Origin of the sequence: Photorhabdus akhurstii, from assembly GCF_018448925.1 — a bacterium.
Taxonomy (GTDB): domain Bacteria; phylum Pseudomonadota; class Gammaproteobacteria; order Enterobacterales; family Enterobacteriaceae; genus Photorhabdus; species Photorhabdus akhurstii.
The window spans coordinates 64,029-86,408 of sequence record NZ_RCWE01000006.1; the positions used below are offsets into that span (position 1 = coordinate 64,029).

At 35.6% G+C, this 22,380-nt stretch carries 18 protein-coding genes and 1 pseudogene; 18 read left to right on the forward strand and 1 reads right to left on the reverse strand.

Annotated elements, in window-relative coordinates:
• The first annotated feature begins 176 nt into the window (after nt 1–176).
• The 15 genes from EAE93_RS09575 to EAE93_RS09645 all read left to right on the forward strand — a co-directional run bounded on the left by EAE93_RS09575 (nt 177) and on the right by EAE93_RS09645 (nt 17,239).
• Nucleotides 177–1,487, forward strand: coding sequence for a nucleotide sugar dehydrogenase (locus EAE93_RS09575; RefSeq protein ID WP_214039564.1), 1,311 nt, complete (start codon nt 177–179; stop codon nt 1,485–1,487).
• 14 nt (nt 1,488–1,501) lie between these two features.
• Entirely contained in the window at nt 1,502–2,551 is a 1,050-nt protein-coding gene (locus EAE93_RS09580; protein WP_214039565.1) for a Gfo/Idh/MocA family protein, read from the forward strand.
• An 18-nt stretch (nt 2,552–2,569) separates the two neighbouring features.
• A complete protein-coding gene (locus EAE93_RS09585) occupies nt 2,570–3,157 on the forward strand; it encodes an acyltransferase (protein ID WP_250150964.1) in 588 nt (195 codons plus the stop codon).
• 14 nt (nt 3,158–3,171) lie between these two features.
• The gene (locus tag EAE93_RS09590; protein WP_214039566.1) at nt 3,172–4,242 is read left to right on the forward strand and encodes a DegT/DnrJ/EryC1/StrS family aminotransferase; all 1,071 of its coding nucleotides are present in this window, start codon (nt 3,172–3,174) and stop codon (nt 4,240–4,242) included.
• Nucleotides 4,243–4,247: 5 nt separating this feature from the next.
• A complete protein-coding gene (locus EAE93_RS09595) occupies nt 4,248–5,471 on the forward strand; it encodes a lipopolysaccharide biosynthesis protein (protein ID WP_036780947.1) in 1,224 nt (407 codons plus the stop codon).
• Between the two features lies 1 nt (nt 5,472).
• Nucleotides 5,473–6,585: a D-glucuronyl C5-epimerase family protein gene (locus EAE93_RS09600; protein ID WP_214039567.1), complete on the forward strand. Its 1,113-nt coding sequence runs from the start codon at nt 5,473–5,475 to the stop codon at nt 6,583–6,585.
• A gap of 673 nt (nt 6,586–7,258) precedes the next feature.
• Complete coding sequence (locus EAE93_RS24475) at nt 7,259–7,804, forward strand: hypothetical protein (protein ID WP_250150965.1); 546 nt, start codon at nt 7,259–7,261, stop codon at nt 7,802–7,804.
• 11 nt (nt 7,805–7,815) lie between these two features.
• A complete protein-coding gene (locus EAE93_RS09610; RefSeq protein ID WP_250150966.1) occupies nt 7,816–8,904 on the forward strand; it encodes a glycosyltransferase in 1,089 nt (362 codons plus the stop codon).
• A 5-nt stretch (nt 8,905–8,909) separates the two neighbouring features.
• On the forward strand, nt 8,910–9,980 hold the full coding sequence (gene wecB / locus EAE93_RS09615; protein WP_110085748.1) for a non-hydrolyzing UDP-N-acetylglucosamine 2-epimerase: 1,071 nt from the start codon (nt 8,910–8,912) through the stop codon (nt 9,978–9,980).
• Nucleotides 9,981–10,024: 44 nt separating this feature from the next.
• On the forward strand, nt 10,025–11,215 hold the full coding sequence (locus tag EAE93_RS09620; protein ID WP_250150967.1) for a glycosyltransferase family 4 protein: 1,191 nt from the start codon (nt 10,025–10,027) through the stop codon (nt 11,213–11,215).
• A gap of 176 nt (nt 11,216–11,391) precedes the next feature.
• Nucleotides 11,392–12,402: a glycosyltransferase family 2 protein gene (locus EAE93_RS09625; protein WP_214039571.1), complete on the forward strand. Its 1,011-nt coding sequence runs from the start codon at nt 11,392–11,394 to the stop codon at nt 12,400–12,402.
• A gap of 10 nt (nt 12,403–12,412) precedes the next feature.
• Complete coding sequence (locus EAE93_RS09630) at nt 12,413–13,570, forward strand: DegT/DnrJ/EryC1/StrS family aminotransferase (RefSeq protein WP_214039572.1); 1,158 nt, start codon at nt 12,413–12,415, stop codon at nt 13,568–13,570.
• Nucleotides 13,571–14,182, forward strand: a complete 612-nt coding sequence (locus tag EAE93_RS09635; RefSeq protein WP_214039573.1) for a sugar transferase — start codon at nt 13,571–13,573, stop codon at nt 14,180–14,182.
• A 9-nt stretch (nt 14,183–14,191) separates the two neighbouring features.
• Nucleotides 14,192–16,066 (forward strand): polysaccharide biosynthesis protein, encoded by a 1,875-nt coding sequence (locus EAE93_RS09640; protein WP_214039574.1) that lies wholly within the window; start codon nt 14,192–14,194, stop codon nt 16,064–16,066.
• 213 nt (nt 16,067–16,279) lie between these two features.
• On the forward strand, nt 16,280–17,239 hold the full coding sequence (locus tag EAE93_RS09645; protein WP_214039575.1) for a DMT family transporter: 960 nt from the start codon (nt 16,280–16,282) through the stop codon (nt 17,237–17,239).
• Between the two features lie 844 nt (nt 17,240–18,083).
• Here the strand turns inward: EAE93_RS09645 and EAE93_RS09650 are convergent.
• Nucleotides 18,084–18,736 (reverse strand): annotated as a pseudogene (locus EAE93_RS09650) (IS6 family transposase).
• 240 nt (nt 18,737–18,976) lie between these two features.
• Here EAE93_RS09650 and EAE93_RS09655 point away from each other — a divergent pair.
• Genes EAE93_RS09655 through EAE93_RS09665 form a run of 3 tightly spaced genes read left to right on the forward strand, consistent with a single transcriptional unit; the run spans nt 18,977 to nt 22,162 of the window.
• Nucleotides 18,977–19,909 carry an ornithine cyclodeaminase gene (locus EAE93_RS09655; RefSeq protein WP_105397486.1) on the forward strand — a complete coding sequence of 311 codons (933 nt, stop codon included), beginning with the start codon at nt 18,977–18,979 and terminating at the stop codon, nt 19,907–19,909.
• 50 nt (nt 19,910–19,959) lie between these two features.
• Nucleotides 19,960–21,759: an aminotransferase class I/II-fold pyridoxal phosphate-dependent enzyme gene (locus tag EAE93_RS09660; RefSeq protein WP_105397485.1), complete on the forward strand. Its 1,800-nt coding sequence runs from the start codon at nt 19,960–19,962 to the stop codon at nt 21,757–21,759.
• 13 nt (nt 21,760–21,772) lie between these two features.
• Nucleotides 21,773–22,162: a ParB N-terminal domain-containing protein gene (locus tag EAE93_RS09665; protein ID WP_105397484.1), complete on the forward strand. Its 390-nt coding sequence runs from the start codon at nt 21,773–21,775 to the stop codon at nt 22,160–22,162.
• Nucleotides 22,163–22,380 lie beyond the last annotated feature (218 nt).

Genomic DNA, 22,380 nt, shown 5'->3' on the forward strand with positions numbered 1-22,380 from the left:
TGTTATTACCTTATTTATTATTTCAGAAATATATCTTACAAAATCTATTTGCAAAGCTTGTTAAAGTTTCACCTGCCAAATAAAACTTATGAAAATAGATAACATCCTATTAAAAACCAAATGTAATTTACTTTCATAAATTTTATTTTTTAAGTCATCATCTTAAAAGGCAAAATATGTCCTCACTCAACATTCTCACCGAGAAATTTGATAATAAAACCGCCACCATTGCCATTGTTGGCCTGGGTTATGTTGGCTTACCGTTAATGCTCAGATATAACGATATCGGTTTTAAAGTCATTGGTTTCGATATCGATAAAGAAAAAACAGATAAATTAAATCACGGCCAAAGTTACATTGAACATATTCCCGCGACCAAAATCAGTCACGCGCTCAAGACCGGTTTTGAAGCCACCACGGATTTCACCAAAATCGCTCAATGCGATGCCATTATCCTTTGTGTCCCGACACCGTTAAATAAATACCGTGAACCCGATATCAGTTTCGTCATTAACACCACCGACAGGGTAAAACCGTATTTAAGAGCCGGACAAGTCCTCTCCTTAGAAAGCACCACCTATCCGGGCACCACGGAAGAAGAGTTACTCCCCCGGGTTGAAGAGAGCGGATTAAAGGTGGGTGAGGATATCTTTCTGGTCTATTCACCCGAACGGGAAGATCCCGGCAACCCCGATTTCGAAACCCGCACCATTCCTAAAGTCATAGGCGGTCATACTGAAAACTGCTTAAAAGCCGGTATCGCTGTTTATCAACACGCCATTGACCAGGTTGTTCCTGTCAGCTCAACCAAAGCCGCCGAGATGACAAAACTGCTGGAGAATATCCACCGGGCGGTTAATATCGGCTTAGTTAACGAAATGAAACTGGTTGCCGATAAAATGGGGATTGATATCCACGAAGTGATTAGAGCCGCGGCAACCAAACCCTTCGGCTTCGTTCCCTATTATCCCGGCCCCGGATTAGGCGGCCACTGTATTCCGATTGATCCCTTCTATTTAACCTGGAAAGCCCGGGAATATGGTATCAATACCCGCTTTATTGAACTCTCCGGTGAAGTCAATTCCTCCATGCCCGATTATGTGGTCAATAAAACCGTATTAGCCCTTAACAAGGCTAATAAATCCATTAATGGCAGCCGCATTTTAATCCTCGGCATCGCCTATAAAAAGAATGTGGATGATATGCGAGAAAGTCCCTCCGTGCATATTATGGAAAAATTAAGCGCATTAGGGGCCAATATTGAATATGCCGATCCGCATGTCCCGCTCTTCCCGAAAATGCGGGAGCATCATTTTAATTTAATCAGCCACCCTCTTACTGAAAATAGTCTCAAAGATTTCGACTGCGTTATTTTAGCCACCGATCACGATAAATTTGATTATGAATTGATCATCAATAACGCCAAATTAGTCGTCGATACTCGTGGCAAATATGCCTCCCATCACAGAAACATTATCAAAGCTTAACTTAGGATAAGATTATGCTGAGCACTATCAACGACAGAAAGATAAGATTTGCTTTAGTCGGCTGTGGGCGGATCGCTAAAAATCATTTCAATTCTCTGGAAATACATCAAGAAACGGCCGAATTAGTGGCCGTCTGTGATAACGATCAAAACGCATTAAACACGGCGGTAGAAAAAACCGGCGTCCCAGGTTTTAGCGACTTAAACACGATGCTGGATAACATCACCGCCGATATCATTATCCTGACCACCCCCTCCGGCCTGCATCCAGCGCAGGCGATGGCCTGCTTTGATAAAGGTTTTCATGTCGTCACCGAAAAGCCGATGGCCACCCGGCTGGCTGAGGGAGAAAACATGGTTAAAGCGGCGGATAAAGCCGGAAAACACCTCTTCGTCGTCAAACAAAACCGCTTAAACGCCACCCTGCAATTACTGAAACGGGCGGTCAGTGAAAAACGGTTTGGCAAAATCCACCTGGTCCACCTCAACGTTTTCTGGACCCGTCCCCAAGCCTATTATGATCAGGCCGCCTGGCGCGGCACCTGGGAATTTGATGGCGGCGCCTTCATGAATCAGGCAAGCCACTATGTGGATTTAATTGAATGGTTAATCGGCCCGGTCAAAGATGTTCAGGCCATGACCTCGACCTACTTAGATATCGAAACGGAAGATACCGGGGTACTCAATATCCGCTGGCGGGATGGCACATTAGGCTCAATGGCCGTTACCATGTGCACTTATCCGCAGAATCTTGAAGGCTCCATCACCATCTTAGGCGAAAAAGGCACCGTCAGAGTGGGGGGTTTAGCCGTCAATGAAATCCAGGAATGGCATTTCGCTGACGAAAAAGAGTATGACCAGCAAGTCAAAGCCGCCAATTACGAAACCACGTCGGTGTACGGATTTGGTCATCCGCTTTATTATAAAAATGTCATTGATGTGATGAAGGGCGAAGCCAAACCGATAACCGACGGCCGGGAAGGCTTAAAATCCTTAGAGCTGCTTATCGCCGCCTATTTATCCGCCAGAGATAATAAAACCGTTTCTTTACCTTTAACCTATTAAATCTATGGAAAAGGTCTCATGTCAGCAGAACACGTGATGATACATCCCAGTGCCATCGTTGATGAAGGGGCACAAATCGGAAAAAACAGCCGTATCTGGCATTTCACCCATGTTTGTTCTGGCGCCCAAATTGGCGAGGGTTGCTCCTTAGGACAAAATGTCTTTATTGGCAATCAAGTCACTATCGGCAATCACTGCAAAATACAAAATAATGTCTCGGTTTATGACAATGTTCATCTGGAAGACGGGGTATTTTGTGGTCCCAGCATGGTGTTCACCAATGTCTATAATCCCCGCTCATTCATTGAAAGAAAAAGTGAATATAAAAATACGCGAGTAAAAAAAGGCGCCACCTTAGGCGCCAACTGTACCATTGTTTGTGGCGCCACCATTGGCGCCTATGCTTTTATTGGCGCCGGCGCGGTAGTGAATAAAGATGTTCCCGATTATGCCCTGATGGTGGGTGTACCGGCCAAACAAATTGGCTGGATGAGTGAATTTGGCGAACAATTAGATTTACCGCTACACGGGCAAACAACAACAACCTGTCCTCACACCCATCATATTTATCAGCTCAATAACAACATTGTCGTGCGAATTAAATAATCAAGGACCAAGGCATGCAATTTACCGATCTGGCAGCACAGCAGCTTAAAATTAAAGATAAAATTGACGCGAATATCCAGAAAGTATTAGCACATGGAAAATATATTTTAGGGCCCGAAGTCGACGAATTAGAAGCAAAGCTGATTGCCTACACCGGGGCGCCATATTGCATTACCTGCGCCAATGGCACCGATGCGCTACAAATTGCCTTAATGGCGATTGGCATTAAACCCGGCGACGAAGTGATTACCCCGGGCTTTACCTACATTGCCACCGCTGAAACCGTTGCGCTACTGGGCGGAGTTCCGGTTTATGTTGACGTCAAGCCCACGACGTATAATTTAGATCCGGCGCAACTTGAAGCGGCGATTACCCCAAAAACCAGAGCCATCATTCCGGTTTCCTTATTTGGTCAATGTGCCGATTTTGACGAAATCAACGCCATCGCCGAAAAATATAACCTTACCGTGATAGAAGATGCAGCCCAGAGTTTCGGCGCCACTTATAAAGGCAAACGCTCCTGTAACCTGACCACAATTTCCTGTACCAGTTTCTTCCCCAGCAAACCGTTAGGGTGTTACGGTGACGGTGGAGCTATTTTCACCCACGATAAAGAACTGGCGAAAATTATTCGCCAAATTGCCCGACACGGACAAGACCGACGATACCACCATATCCGAATCGGGGTGAACAGCCGTTTAGATACCCTGCAAGCGGCTATTTTACTGCCCAAACTGGAGATATTTGATGAAGAAATGGCATTACGTCAGAATGTGGCAGAAAACTATCATCAGGCGTTGAACAATATCGGCATCATGACCACGCCGTATATTGAGCCCCACAATCTCTCAGCCTATGCGCAATATACTATCCGGGTTAAAAACCGCGATGAATTACAACACAAATTAAAAGAACAAGGTATTCCCACCGCCATTCATTACCCCATTCCCCTGAATAAACAACCCGCGGTGGCTAGTAATATTACCCTGCCTATAGGAGATGAAATCGCACAAGAAGTGATTAGTTTGCCTATGCACCCCTATTTATCCATAGATTTAATTAATAAAATTGCCAGTTCAATTTAAAATCTATGAATTATAAATTATTGAGGAATATATCTGGCTTATTACTCTCATCATTATTCAGCCAGATATTATTACTGCTATCAACACCGGTATTAACCAGACTATTTTCACCTGAAGAATTAGGTATTTATGCTTCATTTTCATCGCTTTTAAGTGTTTTTGCCGTCGGTGCTTGTCTTCGTTATGAATTTTCAATCAGTGCATCAGGAAAAAAGCGTGAAATTAATTCACTAATCACATTATCTTGCATTATTCCCATAACCATTAGCTTGATAGTTATCACTGTTATTGCAATATCTAATATCTCAGAAAAGATAATTATAGGAAATTATATATACTTTATCCCCCTAGGTATTATCACCTATGGGTTTTATCGTGCAGTCAGTTTTAATAGTATAAGAGACAAGCAATACCATGCTCTCTCTATCACTAAAATAACGCAAACCGTTGCCATGATTAGCACTCAAATCATTGGTGGCATTACTCATTTAGGCGCAAGCAGTCTCATATTAGGCCAAATATTAGGTCAATCATTAGGTGTTCTATTTTTAAGTAAAAGATCAAAATATCGTTTAATTATCAACAAACATGAATTTAAAAAAGTAAAACTGCTTGCTCACAAATATTATAAATTTCCAACTTATGATTTTCCTGCGGCTCTCATTAACACATTGAGTAATGAACTACCTCAATTATTTATCATGTCCACCTATGGGCTAAAATCCGCAGGGTTTTATTTAATTGCATCGAGAATATCAGGCGCCCCAATTACACTATTAACCCAAACCGTTTCGTCTATATTACAAGGATATTTAAAAGACACGATTACATCACCTTTTTTAAAGATAAAAAAAACATTTTATTGCCTAACGCTCATTGCTATTTTATTTGCTATAGTGACATACTTCGCGGGCATACCCATTATAACCTTTATTTTCGGTGAAGAATGGCTTGAATCAGGTAAATATCTATTATGTTTAATACCGCACTTATGCGGACAAATAATATATTCATCGTTATCGATATATTTATCCATTTATGAACATCAGAAAAGCAATTTATTTATTCAAACAATATCGATTATATTAAGATTAATCGCCCTCCTTACTGGATATCTATTAGGCGATATTTATCTTACCCTGTTATTATTTTCACTCACAAGTTTTATTCTTTATATGACGAGTACGGCTTATATTTTAAAATTATCTTTCATACGTAAAGAAGGTTAAAATGAAGAAAAGCAAAAATATAATAAAAATAATTCCCTATATCATTATCGTGATGATTGTCAGCTATACATTCAATAAATATGCTTATGAATTAGATGAATTCAACGGGAATATAAGAAGTTTGGTCATGAAAGGAAAATTTGCTCAACGCGAATTTAATAGCAATGGTTTTCCATTATCGCACTCACCCCATATTCCCGCACCATTCTTATCCCCATTTTATGTTGTTCACTATGGCCTGATATACTCTTCTTTAGGCTTAAATAAAGATAACGTTAATATATTATGGCGAACCGATTCATCCTTACCCGGCTGGAATGTACCGCCACCGAAATTCAGTCAAAACGAATTAATCGCTAATTTTAAGTTTTCAGCCGACTGGTTATTAAACAATATAAAATTATTTAAGGGTGAAAATCATTACTTATATGATTTCGATTGGTCATATAAAGGCTATAAAAACAACAAACTCTTTGCCCCCTGGTGGTCTGGATTAACCGATGCTTATGCCATTATTCTCCTATTAAGGGCTTATGACCATTTTGGCGATGATAAATATCTGCTAACGTCGAAATTACTCTATCAATCATCACTAACACCTATCCATAAAGGCGGCAGTTTAACAACATTAGACAATATGCCCTGGATTGAAGAATATGTTGATCCTCAAGCCGATTCAGACCAATTGGCTTTTGTATTAAACGGCATGATCTACTCTACTTATGGTATTGAGTCCTTTGAGAATTATTTAAATATAGATGAAAATACCCGAATATCCGATAAATTATATCAATCAATCAGTCATAATATATTTAAGTTCGACATAAAAAATGAATGGTCCAGCTATGATTTAATTGGTAATCCAAATAACATTAAATATCATAGAATACATACCCTTCTTTTAAAAGATTTGATAGAGAGAAATCAAAATTTTAAAAATAAAGAAATAATAGATTTATATAATAACTGGAATAAATCCGTCATTAATAGTGGGTATTATTACATAAAACATGGCCCTATGAGTTGGGCATATTATCAATTTATTACTATGTATTTCCTGTCTATCTTAGTATTATCACTCATTTACTTCTTTATCAGAAAAAATGCAAAATAATATTAAAATAATCCTGAAAATATTTATCTATCAGGTTATTATCTACCTGAATTCAGTGCTTATATTAGACACATTTCATGAAGTAAGAGGCTATAATATTACCCCACAAGGTTACTTAAGTATTTTTTTCTGTTGGATATCATTCTTACCGCTCATTTTACTCAACAACCAAAAAAATCCCGTGATGGTCTTTTTATGGTTAATCTATATCACTTACATTATACCGGTATCAATTATATTCCCACTGATTAATTCGGCTTCTATCAACTCAATCATTTTCGTATGCACAATAAACATATTATTTTTCTCATCTATATTGTTCTTTCGGATAATAGATAGAATAACGATGCCAAAACTAAAAATTCCGTGGGATTTATATAAAATACTGATAATAGGATGTGGTATTATTGTGCTCTTATTCGTCATGAGTAATCCTGGATTAAGTCTAATACCCCCTAATATATTTAAAGTTTATTCCGTGAGACAGCACTTTAAAGACAGCACACCGCTACTCACTATGTACATCATCACCAATGGGGGATATGTTATTTCACCATTGTTACTATTAGCATCACTCTATATACGAGGTCCAATTAGATATCTCCTCATTACAATAAGCATTATGATTTCCTATTTAATCTACAGCTCTTCAGGATTAAAAAGCATAGCATTCATGAATCTCGCTGTTATCGTTCTATTCTTCTATATAAAAGGAACAAGATCGATAAGTAACTCAGTGATAAATATCATTCTCTATTTATTCCTGACCGCCGGGATATTATATTTTGTTTTCGATTTCTATGATCCACTGATACATTGGCTACGCAGAGTATTCTTCACACCCACATTAAACACCTATTACTTTTATGACTATATTTACAACACTAATAGTGAATTTACGACAGAAGCGCCTCAAATAGTTTCTCAGATCTATTATGGCACATCAGGATCGGCGAATACCGGCTTTATTGGAGACGGCATCGCCAGATACGGCACACTGGGTTTAATCATAAACTTTTTTATATTTAATATGTTGCTCTTTGCCATGAACCTGAGCTCAAAAAAAGTTCCATTTGAATTTTCAACGACACTCTATTTACCCTTTGTATACACAATATCAAACTCAGCGATTACAGCACTGCTACTGACCTATGGGCTGCTGGCATTAAGCATATTATTATTTTTATTCCCGACGAAAACTAACAAAATATCCTTATGAAAATTACACATATGACCTCTGTGCATTCGCGTTTCGACATCCGTATTTTTCTAAAAGAGTGTTCTGCCTTACAAAAAGAACATGAGGTCTCCCTTATTGTCGCAGATGGTAAAGGTAATGAAGTAAAGAACAACATTGCTATCATTGATGTCGGTGTATTACCCGGTAGATTAAATAGAATCTTTAAAACAACCGATAAAGTTTATAAAAAAGCATTAGAATTAGACTCTGACTTATATCATTTCCATGATCCAGAGCTCATCCCTATCGGATTAAAATTGAAAAAGAAAGGTAAAATAGTCATTTTTGATGCCCATGAAGATGTCCCTAAACAAATTTTTAGCAAACCTTATTTAAATAAATTTACCCGGGTTATTATCTCTAAATTATTCTCCCTCTACGAGAAATATTCTACGCCTAAATTTGATGGAATTATTACGGCCACCCCATCAATAAGAGATAAATTCTTAAAACTCAATAACAATACCATAGACATTAATAATTACCCCATATTAGGTGAATTATATAATGAAAACGCCAACTGGTATGAAAAAGAAAAACAAGTCTGCTATGTCGGCGGCATTTCTGACATTAGAGGCATAGCAGAAATAGTTGAATCCCTCTCGCATCTCACGACGAATACAAAAATGAAACTCGCAGGCAATTTTTCGGATAAAGAGCTAGAGAATAAAATAAAAAACATGAAAAATTGGCACAAAATAGATGAACTGGGATTTTTAAATCGCATAGAAACCAAAGAACTTTTATCTAAATCTATTGCGGGTATCGTTCTATATCACCCACTCCCCAATCATATTGATGCTCAACCCAATAAGATATTCGAATATATGAGTGCGGGTATCCCGGTCATCGCTTCAAATTTCACATTATGGAAAGATATTGTTGTAAAAAACCATTGTGGCATTTGTATCGACCCATTAAATCCTAAAGAAATCGCTAATGCGATAGATTACTTGTCAAATAACCCTGATATAGCGGAAGAGATGGGTCGCAATGGGCTTATCGCAGTCAATGAAAAATACAATTGGGATATTGAAAAAAATAAACTTAACAAATTTTACCAACACATTGGACGTTAATCGATATGAAAAAAATCATTACCGTATTAGGCGCCAGACCGCAATTCATTAAAGCAAGCCCAGTATCTCGCGCTTTAAAAAATCATAATAAATTTAAAGAAATTATCATTCATACAGGTCAACATTTTGATACTAATATGTCTGATATATTTTTTAATGAATTAGCCATCCCCAAACCGGATTACACCCTCAATATTCATGGCGGCTCGCACGGCGAAATGACCGGAAAGATGCTAATCGAAGTTGAAAAAGTACTTATCACAGAAAGACCGGATGCCGTCATGGTATATGGTGATACAAACTCGACTTTAGCTGGCGCACTAGCCGCATCTAAATTACATATTCCGATTATCCATGTTGAAGCCGGTCTACGCAGTTTTAATATGCAGATGCCCGAAGAAATAAACAGAATATTAACCGATAATGTGAGTTCAATTCTATTCTGTCCAACAGACATTGCCGTCAATAACCTACAAGCAGAAGGCTTCGGCTCAAAGCCCGTTCATATCAGAAAAGTCGGTGATGTCATGGAAGATGCTGCTTTATATTTTAGCCAAATGGCCAAAAAACCCGATGGGCTGGATTCCATACAAAACTTCATATTAACCACACTCCATCGTGCTGAAAATACCGATAATCTGGCACGTTTAACTGAAATTGTAAACGCCTTAAATGACATACATAAAAGAATTGCTATTGTTATAATGCCAATTCACCCAAGAACTAAAAAAATGTTAGCGCAATACGGCTTACATTTAGACGTCCATTTAATTGAGCCAGTGGGATATTTAGAGATGATCTGGCTACTCAAAAACACTGCTCTGATTATTACCGATAGCGGCGGACTACAAAAAGAGGCTTTTTTCTTCCGTAAACCTTGTATCACCGTGAGAGATCAAACTGAATGGGTAGAATTAATTGAAGCCGGCGTAAATAAACTTTCAGAAGCTGAAAATAAAAAAATAACCCAGGCCGTTCATGACATGATAGGGACTAATATGGCCTCTATTCAATCCATGTATGGCGGCGGTATCGCCGCGACAAGAATTACTGACGAATTAGAAAAATTACTATGAATATCGTCTATATAAACCATTATGCGGGTTCGCCGGACCTGGGTATGGAATTTCGCCCATATCATTTAGGGCAAGAGTGGATTAAATCTGGACATAATATTGCCCTACTCGCAGCCTCCTATTCTCATGTCCGAACAAAACAACCTAAGCTGATAGATAATAAAAAAACCACCGAAAATATTAACGGATTAGAATATGTCTGGTATCCAACCCCGAGCTATAGCGGAAATGGATTACCCAGAGTCAAAAATATTTTCTCTTTTTTACGGCAAATTTGGTTTGATAGTCACAATCTAGTTAAAAAATATCGACCTGATGTTGTCATTGCTTCAAGTACATATCCGATGGATATCTGGGTGGCAAAACGTATTGCTCAAAAAGCTAATGCCAAATTGGTCTTTGAACTACATGATTTATGGCCGCTTTCCCCCATAGAATTAGGTGGCATGTCACCGAAACATCCCTTTATTCAATTATGTCAATTCGCTGAAAATGCAGCTTATAAATATGCGGATGTGGTTGTTTCCATGCTTCCTAACGTACAAGAACATACGAAAGCGCATGGATTAGGTCTTAATAAATTACATATTATTCCCAATGGTGTAGTTATAGATGATTGGGTAAATCAACTCACGCCATTAAACAGCTTACTTGAAACGTTAATCACAGCTGAAAAAAATAAAGGGCACAAAATTGTATGTTATTGTGGCGCTCACGGACGGCCAAATGCACTAGAAAGATTACTCAAAACAGCTTCACTGCTTCATGATAAACCCATTACTTTTTTATTGGTTGGCACTGGCTTCGAAAAGGAGAATTTAATTAAAGAATCTGAATCACTGGGAATACATAACGTTATCTTCTTTGAGCCGATCCCTAAAACTCAAATCCCGACACTACTCAATAAAATTGACATTGCCTATATAGGGTTACAAAAGCAATCATTATTCAGATTTGGCATCAGCCCTAATAAACTTATCGATTATATGATGGCGGGCAAACCCATTTTATGTGCGATTGATGCCGGTAATGACCCTGTTTCCGAAGTGAATTGCGGTATCACCGTTAAGTCAGGCAAGCCAGAAGACATTGCTCAAGCCTTATTAAAACTCAGTGAATTATCAACTGAAGAATTAAACCAAATGGGGCAAAAAGGTAAAATTTACGCATTAGAAAATCACGCTTATTCCATATTAGCAGACAATTTCATCAAGGCCATAATCAATCATGAATAATAAATTCCTTCCTTTTGGATTACCTGAAATTGGGCAATCTAAAATTGTTAAAGTCATTGACTCACTTAAAACAATGGTGGATAACCACTCGACCTAAAACCGGAAGATTTGAAAAAAATATAGGGATTATATTTAAATAACCATCATTACTATCCAAATAGAGTGATTATTCAACCATGATAAATATATCAGTTATTTGCCCTATATTAGATGAAGAAAAATATATAGAAGGGTGTATTGAATCACTTCTAAAACAAGATTACCCTACAGGGCAATTAGAGATTATTTTTATAGATGGTTGTAGCTCAGATAGTACTTTAAAGGTAATTCAGAGTTATACTGAAAAATATGAGTTCATAAAATTACTATATAATCCTGATAAACATGTTTCTGCTGTTCTGAATATTGGTATAAAAAACTCATCAGGGGAATATATAGCCAGAATCGATGCTCATTCCTGCTATCCCAGTAACTACTTATCCAAACTATATAACTTATCAAAAGAACTTGACGCTGATAATATAGGTGGAATTGTTAATACAAAACCATGTAATTCTACAACCATTGCCCATAATATTGCATACTCCTTAAGTACTCGCTTTGGAATGGGTAATTCCTATTTTCGAATTGGCATTAATGATATAAAAAGAGTTGATACAGTACCTTTCGGATTTTTCAAAAGAACAATATTCGATAAAATAGGGCTGTTTGATGAGGATTTAATTAGAAACCAAGATGATGAATTTAACAACAGAATTGTAAAGCATGGAGGTAATATATATCTTTCCCCAGATATTATTATTGATTATTATCCCAGAGATTCAATTAAAAAAATCTGTTCTATGTTCTATCAATACGGATTATTTAAACCACTAGTCAATTTAAAATTAAAAAAAATAACATCATTCCGGCAATTAATACCACCAATTTTTGTCTTAGGGCTAATCCTAGGATTAGTTCTCTCATTCACTAGCTCAATATTTTTATATCTATATATAGGTTGTATTTTTATCTATTTCTTCTTAACTTTACTGGTATCAATAAAAGCCAACTTAAAAAATAAAAAAAACTATATTTTTTTACCCTTAATATTTTTGTGCATACATTTATCTTATGGATCAGGGTATCTCATTGGAATAATGAAAATTATATTCAATAAGAAATTCCACGTAAAAAACAAAAGATAAGGATTATATCATGAACTCTTTTTTTCTCCCTTTCGCACTCCCAGAAATCAGCCAAGAAGAAATTGATGAAGTTATTGACTCACTTAAAACGGGTTGGATAACCACCGGGCCTAAAGCCAGAAGATTTGAACAAGATTTTGCCCAATATTTGGGTTCTGATGTTGAAGCAATTTCTGTAAATTCAGCTACGGCGGGATTACATTTAGCGTTGGAAGCCATTGGTATCCAGCCAGGTGATGAAGTCATCGTTCCGACCTATACCTTTACGGCAACCGCAGAAGTTGTCCGTTATTTAGGGGCTCACCCTGTTTTTGTTGACTCTTTACCTGACAGCCTGAATATTGACCCAATAGCAATAGAAAAAGCCATAACCGCCAAAACTAAAGCAATTATGCCTGTACACTTTGCGGGTCTGTCCTGTGATATGGATGCCATTATTGCGTTAGCTAAAAAATTTAATTTACGAATAGTTGAAGATGCCGCCCATTCATTTCCGACTTTATACAAGGGAAAGAAAATTGGCACACTAGACACCGATGTCACCGTATTCAGCTTCTACGCGAATAAAACCATGACGACAGCAGAGGGCGGCATGCTAGTCTCCAGAGATCCAGATATCATAAAAAGAGCAAAAATAATGCGTCTCCACGGCATTAGCAAAGACGCCTTTGATAGATATCAATCTAAAATACCTGCCTGGTATTATGAAGTGATTGAGCCAGGATATAAATATAACATGCCCGATATTTGTGCATCCATCGGCATCCATCAATTACAGAAAATAAACACTTTCCACAAGAAAAGAGAAGCGATGGCGAAACTCTATGATGATGAATTAAAAGATCTGCCCATTATCTTACCTACTAAGCCTAAAGAACCTAATAGCCAACACGCCTGGCACCTATATACCATAAGATTAAATGATGAGGTTAAAATATCCCGGGATGACTTTATCATAAAAATGGCAGAAAAAAATATAGGCTGCTCTGTCCATTTTATCCCACTACATAAACAACCCATCTGGAAAAATACCTATTCTCTTAATGAAAACAACTTCCCAATCGCAGAAGAAAACTTTAAAAGAATTGTATCCATCCCTTTATATACAAAAATGACAAAAGAAGACCAAATCTACGTTATCAAAACAATTAAAGAGATCTTGGCATAAATGATGACATATTATTTAGCTATAAAAAGGCTTTTTGATTTTATTTCTTCTCTCATTGGACTCATCCTATTACTCCCTATTTTAATCACTATTGCTATCTGGATAAAAATGGATTCAAAAGGTCCTATTTTTTTCCGACAAAAACGAGTGGGCCAATATAATCAAGATTTTTATATTCACAAATTTAGGAGCATGACGACGGGATCGGAGCAAAAAGGACAACTTACTATCGGTAATGATCTGCGTATTACCCACTCTGGAAAATTTATACGTAAATATAAAATTGATGAATTAGCTCAACTGATTGATGTTGTTCGAGGAAAAATGAGCTTAGTCGGGCCAAGACCCGAAGTACCACAATTTATGGACAAATATCCAGATGATGTCAGAAACAAAATATTATCGGTAAAACCCGGCATAACAGATTTGGCTTCCATAGAAATGATAGATGAAAACCAGATACTAAGCCAATATAAAGATCCTCATCAAGCTTATATCGATATTATTATGCCGATAAAAGCCAAGTACTACTTAGAATATATTGATAAAAAGTCATTTTTCTATGACCTAAAGATCATTTTTAAAACAATTTATAAAGTAGTGTTTAGGTAATTAATCATTATGAACAAGAGAATGTTTTTCAATCAAGATAGATTAATCAAAACCATCGTTCTTCTGATTGTAGATATATTTATTATCATTATTTCATACTGGCTAAGCATGTGGCTACGCCTTGACAGAGAAGTCCCCATCCACAGCTTACAACATTGGTTAACTATTATATTCACTATACCTTTAACGCTATTTATTTTCTTAAGAATTGGTTTTTACAGATCTATATTAAAATATGTCAACATGAGTATATTGAAATGGGCCATTATTGGTTCATTTCTATCTACTCTATTATTGACTGCAATTTCGTTATACCAGCAAGCATTTCTACCCAGAACTGTACCAATTATCTATTTTTCTTTTCTGGTTATCTCACTCTGCGGCACAAGATTTGTCTATAGAACGCTACGTAATTTAATAAAATATAAAGGCGCGCCTGTTATCATATATGGAGCCGGAGAATCTGGCCGGCAACTCTTACCCATATTAAGAGAACATAGAGAATTCAATCCGATTGCTTTTATTGATGACAATATTAAATTACACAATTTATCTATTCATGGGGTTTATGTCTTCTCTCCAGAGAAGATAACAATTTTAGTAGAAAAATATAATATAAAGAAAATATTATTAGCCATACCCAGTGCATCAATATCTAATAGAAAAAAAATACTTGAAAGACTCCAAAAAGAGCATTGTGAAATCCTCACCATCCCAAGCTTCAATGATCTGGTTGAAGGAAAAGCGCAAATAAACTCACTGAAACGAGTTTCTATTAACGATCTGCTAGGAAGAGAACAAGTTAACCCACTACAAAGTTTACTCAGTAAAAACATTAAAAACAAAAATGTGCTTATTACCGGTGCCGGTGGTTCAATCGGATCAGAGTTATGCCGGCAAATCATCACTCAATCTCCTTCGCAACTGGTCTTATTTGAATTAACCGAATATTGCCTTTACTCAATAGAAAAAGAGTTACAAAAGATAAATTCAGATAGAGATCTGAATATAACCATTACTGCAATTTTAGGTGATATAAAAGATTCAGATAAAATAGCCAGAATAATCAATAAATTTAACATTAATACCATATACCACGCTGCGGCATATAAACATGTTCCACTAGTAGAAATGAATACCATAGAGGGCATTAATAACAATATCTTTGGCACCCTCTCACTGGCTAAAGCCGCAGTTAACCAAAAAGTTGACAAATTTGTATTAATCTCTACCGATAAAGCCGTCCGCCCGACAAATACAATGGGCGCAACAAAAAGATTTGCCGAACTAATACTACAAGCTTTTGCTAAAGAGAACAGCCATACAAAATTCTCAATGGTTCGCTTTGGTAACGTTCTTGGTTCATCCGGTTCCGTTGTCCCCCTATTCGAGAAACAGATAAAAAGTGGTGGGCCGATAACCCTCACTCACAAAGACATTACCCGTTACTTCATGACAATCCCGGAAGCCGCCCAATTAGTTATCCAGGCAGGAGCGATGGGCAATAATGGCGATGTCTTTGTTCTGGATATGGGCGAATCAGTAAAAATTTATGATCTCGCCCGGAAAATGATCCATCTTTCTGGGCTGGCCGTAAAAGATGAAACCAATCCTCATGGCGATATCGAAATCAAAATTACCGGATTAAGACCCGGTGAAAAACTTTATGAAGAGCTCTTAATTGGTGATAATGTCTCTGGCACCAATCACCCAAGAATAATGACAGCCAATGAAGTTTTTCTGACTTGGGATAAATTAAACCCATTATTAAATGACCTAAAAACATCTTGTGAAAATTACGATTTTGAAAATATTAGGAAGCTCCTTATCAATGCTCCTATTGATTTCCATCCTAAAGATTACATTTACGATCTTCTAAAATAATATCTATAAATACATTCATGTCATGAAACTGGCTGGAAATCATATAATTCAGAAAATTAAAATAACAAGCTAACAAAAACCTCATTATTAGATATATCATATGCATTATACTTCCTTCATTTATTCCCTCAACAAAGGAGAATGATTAAACATCTGGAAATTATGAAACCAGCCTCTTAGCATGAGTCTATAAACTTATGAAACAGTACCCAAATGGCTATATTCATCAACCGTAAAGTAACAGCCAATGCCTATGGACTATTCTCCGGTGTTTTTTGGGGACTCACTGGTGTTCTTTTAGCTACTTTATTAAAAAGCAACACTCTTTCCTCTTATTTCCTTATTCCTATCATTATTGCTTTCCTAAATGATACGATTTCATGCGGATATATGTTTATATATCTTATAGTTAAAGGAAAATACCGAGCGATACGCCTTATCCCCAAAAACAAGAAAAATGGCATAATTATACTAGCGGCTATATTTGGCGGCCCAATTGGCATGTCTTGTTATATTTTAGCTATACAATACATTGGTATTAGCTACACAGCCACTATTTCGGCAACTTACCCTGCTATTGGGGCGCTCATTTCTTTTTTCCTGCTTAAAGATCGTATTCACCTTATCGGCATATTGGGATTAATACTGGCCGTTGTATGCACTATGATATTAGGTTATTCGGCATCAACTCAGACAATATCTGGCTGGATAGGTTTTCTCTTCGCTTTTATATGCGCGCTAGGCTGGAGTTCCGAAGTTGTTATCAGCTCTTACGGTATGAACAAAGATATACCTGCTGATATTGCTTACTTCATCAGGCAATTATCATCCTCAGTGGGCTATTTAGTTATTATCATATTATTCATTCACTCTTTCCCTGGTATTGTAAATATATTCTCAAATATAGAATTATACTCTTTATTATTTTTCACCTCTCTGGTCGCCACGCTATCGTACCTCTTCTACTACAAAGCAATCTGCATGCTTCAACCCATCCGCGCTATGAGTTTAAACATCACCTATGCTATCTGGGCAGTGATTTTTGCTTGTTTGCTGGTAGATGAGCCTATCTCTATAAAACTAGTGCTCCTATGTGTAGGAGTCTCTACCGGTTCATTCCTGACTGCGGTAAACCCACTTAACATCAAAAAATTGATTTTGACGCTTAAATGAGCGCGATTCTATTCGTAGCAAGTTTAGGCTCGCTTTAATGTTATAGTTAAAGAAAACCACTAAGACTCTGCTGACCATCAATAATATATTGCCAAGTATTCTCACACCGACCTTAATCACCTCCTTCCCTTCTCTGACTTCTTCGATAACACTATTTATATTACATTTACCATAATACCTTTAAAAATTACAGATAACAGAATTAAGCACATCGTTATCCCACCAATCACAATGCTAAATAAGCATGATGTCACAATTAAGCTTTACTATCGGATGGATACCACGGAAATACTTCCACATCCCAAAGCGAATGGAACATCGTGTAACATGTTGAAAAATAATAAATCATAGTACGTTGTTGGTAAAATCTAACCACTATTCCATGAGCAGTAATACAGATTTCAGCTAACCCTATTCTACCAATTAGTTAAACAAGTTGGCTGTTAAGCTTGACCCAAATCAGTTTACAGTCTAATCTCCTCCCAACTAGTTACAAAATCTTATCCCCCATTACTTTTTGTTAAGACAGACAAAAGTGTTGGAGAATCAGTGCAATAGATAAGATTACCGAATATTACAGGCACTCTAGGAGCCAAAAACCTAGTGCGGTAGCTTTATCTAATGATTCTTAAGAGGTTGATTCAGGTTTTTCATTTCTATAAATAACGAATACAAGAAAATTTCCACATGTTAAGCAAATTAAATAGTTTCATTTAGTGGTTCTCGTAAAATTAACCCAGACTTCAAAACAATATATTATTTGATCAAATTAATATGAAAGGCATTATTTTAGGCACTGTTGCAAACAGGATGATCGATTACGCATTATTAGGGAAATTCACTTTTAAAGAGCAAATACCTGATTCGCCAAACGGACTTCGCCTATCAAGGATGGTTAAAATACCACGGAGAGGCTTGACCTTTGCGTAATGCCCGCATCACCTCAATCCCTTTGAGCGTTGCATAGGCCGTTTTCAGCGATTTAAAACCCAGCATCGGGTTAAAAGATATAATACGTTTCAGTTTACAGTGATCACATTCAATCCCGTTATTCAAATATTTGATTTGTCGTTGCTGAACATGCACAAGACATCGATTGAACGCTTTACCATAGATGAAAACCTTATCAGTATCGGTATTGAGAATGTTGGGTACTTCATGTTCCCGTAACCCTTTCAGTACTTTCCCTAAAAATCAGTATGCAGCATGAGTATTGCGTCGAATCGAGGTGAGAGGTAAAAATCAATGGTATTACCGTGATTATCAATCGCCCGATAGAGATACCGGCAATCTTCACGTAAGCTTCATCGAGTTGCCAAGCATGTTGGTATTTGGGATATCATCAATACCACCGTAAGCATTTTTCCATTTCAGGGGCATACCGCTGAACCCAACAATACAGCGTGGTATGATCTACATTGAAGCCAACATTTCCTTAAATTCACGGTAACTAATTCCATATTTGCAGTACCAACGTACTGCACAAATGATGACCATGGAAAAGATTCATACTGGCACCTCAATAGAAAATGGTCACTCGGCATACTGAACTTTCAGATCTTAGTGCTATTTGCAATAATGCCGTTTTAAACTAGAAAATATCTCATTGTTAACAATCTATAAATTAATAGAAAGAACTTAAAAGCATTAACTTTGATCTGATTTCAAAATCAGGGTGTTTATAATTACTTTATTTATTAATATCATACATAAATATTTTATATAGAGAATTTTAAAATGAAATTATTATCAAATAAGGATATTATTTCTTTAAATATATCACCTAAAGCTGTTTATGAATGGGTTTCTGAATCAATAAAACAAAAAAGATTATCCATTCTCCCTGCAAAAATTAGTTTAAAACCTCAAGAAGATATATTTTATAATTTTATGCCATCGCTACTACCATCTATAAATATAGCTGGTATTAAAGTTGTTAATCGTTATCCGAGTAGGTTACCAGCTATAGATAGTCAAATATCACTTTATAATATGAAAGATGGTTCCATTCAAGCAATATTAGATGGTAATTTTATTACTGCAATGAGAACCGGAGCAGTTGCAGTACACTCTATCATGTTGTTTGCAAAAAAAAACTTCGAAATCATTTCATTTATCGGATTAGGTGTTCAAGCAAAAGCAACATTAAAAGTATTATCTAGTATCATTGATAATAGAAAGCTAATTATAAAAATAAAAAAATATAAAAATCAACATATAGATTTCATTGAATTTTCTAAAAAACATTTTATAAACAACAAAGTAATGTTTGAGATCTGTGAAAGTTACGAAGAGTGTATAATAAATAGTGATGTGATAATATCATCAGTAACATATTTCGATAAAGATATTGTGAAAAATGAAGTATTTAATGAAGGCTGTGTAGTAATACCAATACATACTAGAGGCTTTTCTAATTGTGACTTATTTTTTGATAAAGTTTATGTTGATGACTTTTCTCACGTTGCTTGTTTCAAATATTTTGATAAATTCAAAAATAAATCAACCGAAGTCACAGATGTTATACTTAATCCTAATCTTGGAAGAAAAAATAATAAAGAAAAAATAATATGCTACAATATAGGATTGTCTATTCATGATCTTTTCATTGCAAACAAAATACTTCAATTATCGGAAAATAAAAAAATAGGTTTGGATTTTAAATTTTAACCTTCTCAACACATCATTTAGAAAATAATTAATCTACTTTAGGATAAAATATGCAAGTATTAATTCCAGCCGCCGGAATGGGCAACAGACTTGGTAAATATACCAGAGATAAAACCAAATGCATGGTAAAAGTACATAATCTTACTCTTATCGAAAGAAGTTTAAATATACTTTCTCAATATAATATATCTCGTATAATTTTAGTTATTGGATATGAAAAAGAAAATCTAAAATCTTTTTTAGGTAATAATTATAGAGGAATAGAAATAATTTATATAGATAATAATATTTATGATAAAACAAATAATATTTACTCTATTTTTTTAGCTAAAAATAAACTTATTGAAGATGATACAATATTATTAGAAAGTGATCTAATCTATGAAGATAAAATAATAGGCAATCTGCTATCAAATAAATTCCCTAACTTGGCCGTTGTAGATAAATATCAACCATGGATGGATGGTACTGTTGTAGAAATAAATGATGAATTTGATATTGTAAATTTTATTTCTAAAAAAGATTTTAATTTTAATAAAACGGATAAATATTATAAAACAGTTAACATATATAAATTCTCTAAAGAATTTCTTACAAATACATATGTACCATTTCTTGAAGCTTATTCAAAAGCATTAGGTAAAAATGAATACTATGAACAAGTGTTAAGAGTAATAACTTTATTAGATACTCAAGAGCTAAAAGCACTACCATTAAATAATGAGAAATGGTATGAAATAGATGATATCCAAGATCTAGATAACGCTGAAGTTATTTTTTCACCCAAAGATGAAAAGTTAAATCTACTCAACAAGCGATATGGTGGATACTGGCGCTATAATGACATCATTGATTTTTGTTATTTAGTGAATCCTTACTTTCCAAACAACACTTTCATTGGTGAAATGAAAAACTCTTTCAATACTCTTATAAGAGAGTATCCTTCAGGAGCTAATGTACAATCATTGCTTGCAGCTAAATTATTCAAATGTAATCCAGACCAAATTGCTGTTGGCAATGGTGCCGCTGAATTAATTGATAAACTTGCTGACGAACTAGATATAAAATTAGGATTATTTATACCTACTTTTGAAGAATACTCAACTAGATTTAATAATGTCGTATTAGAGAAAATTTCCAATAAAAACTTCCAATACACTAAACAAGATATCATTAAATTAGCACAAAAATCAGAGGGTATTATATTAATTAATCCAGATAATCCATCTGGTAATTATATTTCACATTCAGACGTCCTAGAACTCATTAAATGGTTCAAAAAAGAACAAAAAATATTTATTGTGGATGAATCGTTTGTTGATTTTGCAGAAGACGGCCTACAATCCAGCCTTCTTTCAGAAGAATTACTAAATAGCTACGAAGGACTTATTGTAATAAAAAGCATCAGTAAAAGTTATGGAGTACCAGGAATTCGATTAGGTATTATTGCATCATCCAATATCGACTTAATAAATAGAATTAAAAAAGACATCCCAGTATGGAATATTAATTCACTTGGCGAGTTTTTTCTCCAAATAATCGGAAAATATGAAAAAACCTATCAGCAAGCTTGCTATAATATTATTAAAGAAAGAAATATATTGTTTGAACAGTTATCACAAATACCTTTCTTACGCCCTATAAAATCTCAAGCTAACTATATTTTATGTGAAGTATTGGAAAATAAATCATCTGAAATTATTTTAACTTTATGTAATGAGCATAATATCTTAGCTAAAGATTGCTCCGGTAAAAAAGGTTTTAATAACGGAAATTATATTAGATTAGCTGTAAGAAATTCCTACGATAACCAATACCTAATTGATTGTCTTAAAGAAATAAAACAATGAAAGGACTCTATCTGTGTATAGATTAGAACTTATCAGTATTGATATTATTCAAGTAACAGAAGAACATATAGTAGAACGAGTTAATTGGCTTGAAGAAAAAATAAAACAAGAGGGATTTTGGAGAGTTCCTCTTATTCTTGAATATAGCACGTTTGCTATTATGGATGGACATCACCGTTATGAAGTTGCAAAACGATTAGGACTAAAACGAATTCCCTCTATACTATTATCTTATAGTAACGATAACGTCCAAGTTACCTCATGGAGAAATGACTTCATAATAAATAAAGAAATAACTCTAGAATACATCTTACAAAAAAAAATTTTTCCTCATAAAACAACAAAGCATATTATTACACCATATCCTAATGAAATTTCCATACCTATTTCTTTTCTATACTAATTATCATTGAAGATGCTTGATTCATTACTCAAATTTCATCATGCTGACGACTATCAAGATTCATCCGTCCGCCCATCACAAAAACAGTCCCTTGAATCGATGCGTAACACAACTCGCGACGGACTGGTACGCAACTGCATCAAAGCCGTCCTTTTGGTTTCCGAAAGCGACTGTCCAGATGATTGCTCAAGCATTGCGTATTTATGAAAGTACTGTGA

What these genes read in the sequence shown, in the direction of transcription:
- EAE93_RS09575 (WP_214039564.1), top strand. Translation starts at nt 177, where the DNA reads ATGTCCTCACTCAACATTCTCACCGAGAAATTTGATAATAAAACCGCC.
- EAE93_RS09580 (WP_214039565.1), top strand. Translation starts at nt 1,502, where the DNA reads ATGCTGAGCACTATCAACGACAGAAAGATAAGATTTGCTTTAGTCGGC.
- EAE93_RS09585 (WP_250150964.1), top strand. Translation starts at nt 2,570, where the DNA reads ATGTCAGCAGAACACGTGATGATACATCCCAGTGCCATCGTTGATGAA.
- EAE93_RS09590 (WP_214039566.1), top strand. Translation starts at nt 3,172, where the DNA reads ATGCAATTTACCGATCTGGCAGCACAGCAGCTTAAAATTAAAGATAAA.
- EAE93_RS09595 (WP_036780947.1), top strand. Translation starts at nt 4,248, where the DNA reads ATGAATTATAAATTATTGAGGAATATATCTGGCTTATTACTCTCATCA.
- EAE93_RS09600 (WP_214039567.1), top strand. Translation starts at nt 5,473, where the DNA reads ATGAAGAAAAGCAAAAATATAATAAAAATAATTCCCTATATCATTATC.
- EAE93_RS24475 (WP_250150965.1), top strand. Translation starts at nt 7,259, where the DNA reads ATGAATCTCGCTGTTATCGTTCTATTCTTCTATATAAAAGGAACAAGA.
- EAE93_RS09610 (WP_250150966.1), top strand. Translation starts at nt 7,816, where the DNA reads ATGACCTCTGTGCATTCGCGTTTCGACATCCGTATTTTTCTAAAAGAG.
- wecB (WP_110085748.1), top strand. Translation starts at nt 8,910, where the DNA reads ATGAAAAAAATCATTACCGTATTAGGCGCCAGACCGCAATTCATTAAA.
- EAE93_RS09620 (WP_250150967.1), top strand. Translation starts at nt 10,025, where the DNA reads ATGGAATTTCGCCCATATCATTTAGGGCAAGAGTGGATTAAATCTGGA.
- EAE93_RS09625 (WP_214039571.1), top strand. Translation starts at nt 11,392, where the DNA reads ATGATAAATATATCAGTTATTTGCCCTATATTAGATGAAGAAAAATAT.
- EAE93_RS09630 (WP_214039572.1), top strand. Translation starts at nt 12,413, where the DNA reads ATGAACTCTTTTTTTCTCCCTTTCGCACTCCCAGAAATCAGCCAAGAA.
- EAE93_RS09635 (WP_214039573.1), top strand. Translation starts at nt 13,571, where the DNA reads ATGATGACATATTATTTAGCTATAAAAAGGCTTTTTGATTTTATTTCT.
- EAE93_RS09640 (WP_214039574.1), top strand. Translation starts at nt 14,192, where the DNA reads ATGAACAAGAGAATGTTTTTCAATCAAGATAGATTAATCAAAACCATC.
- EAE93_RS09645 (WP_214039575.1), top strand. Translation starts at nt 16,280, where the DNA reads ATGGCTATATTCATCAACCGTAAAGTAACAGCCAATGCCTATGGACTA.
- EAE93_RS09655 (WP_105397486.1), top strand. Translation starts at nt 18,977, where the DNA reads ATGAAATTATTATCAAATAAGGATATTATTTCTTTAAATATATCACCT.
- EAE93_RS09660 (WP_105397485.1), top strand. Translation starts at nt 19,960, where the DNA reads ATGCAAGTATTAATTCCAGCCGCCGGAATGGGCAACAGACTTGGTAAA.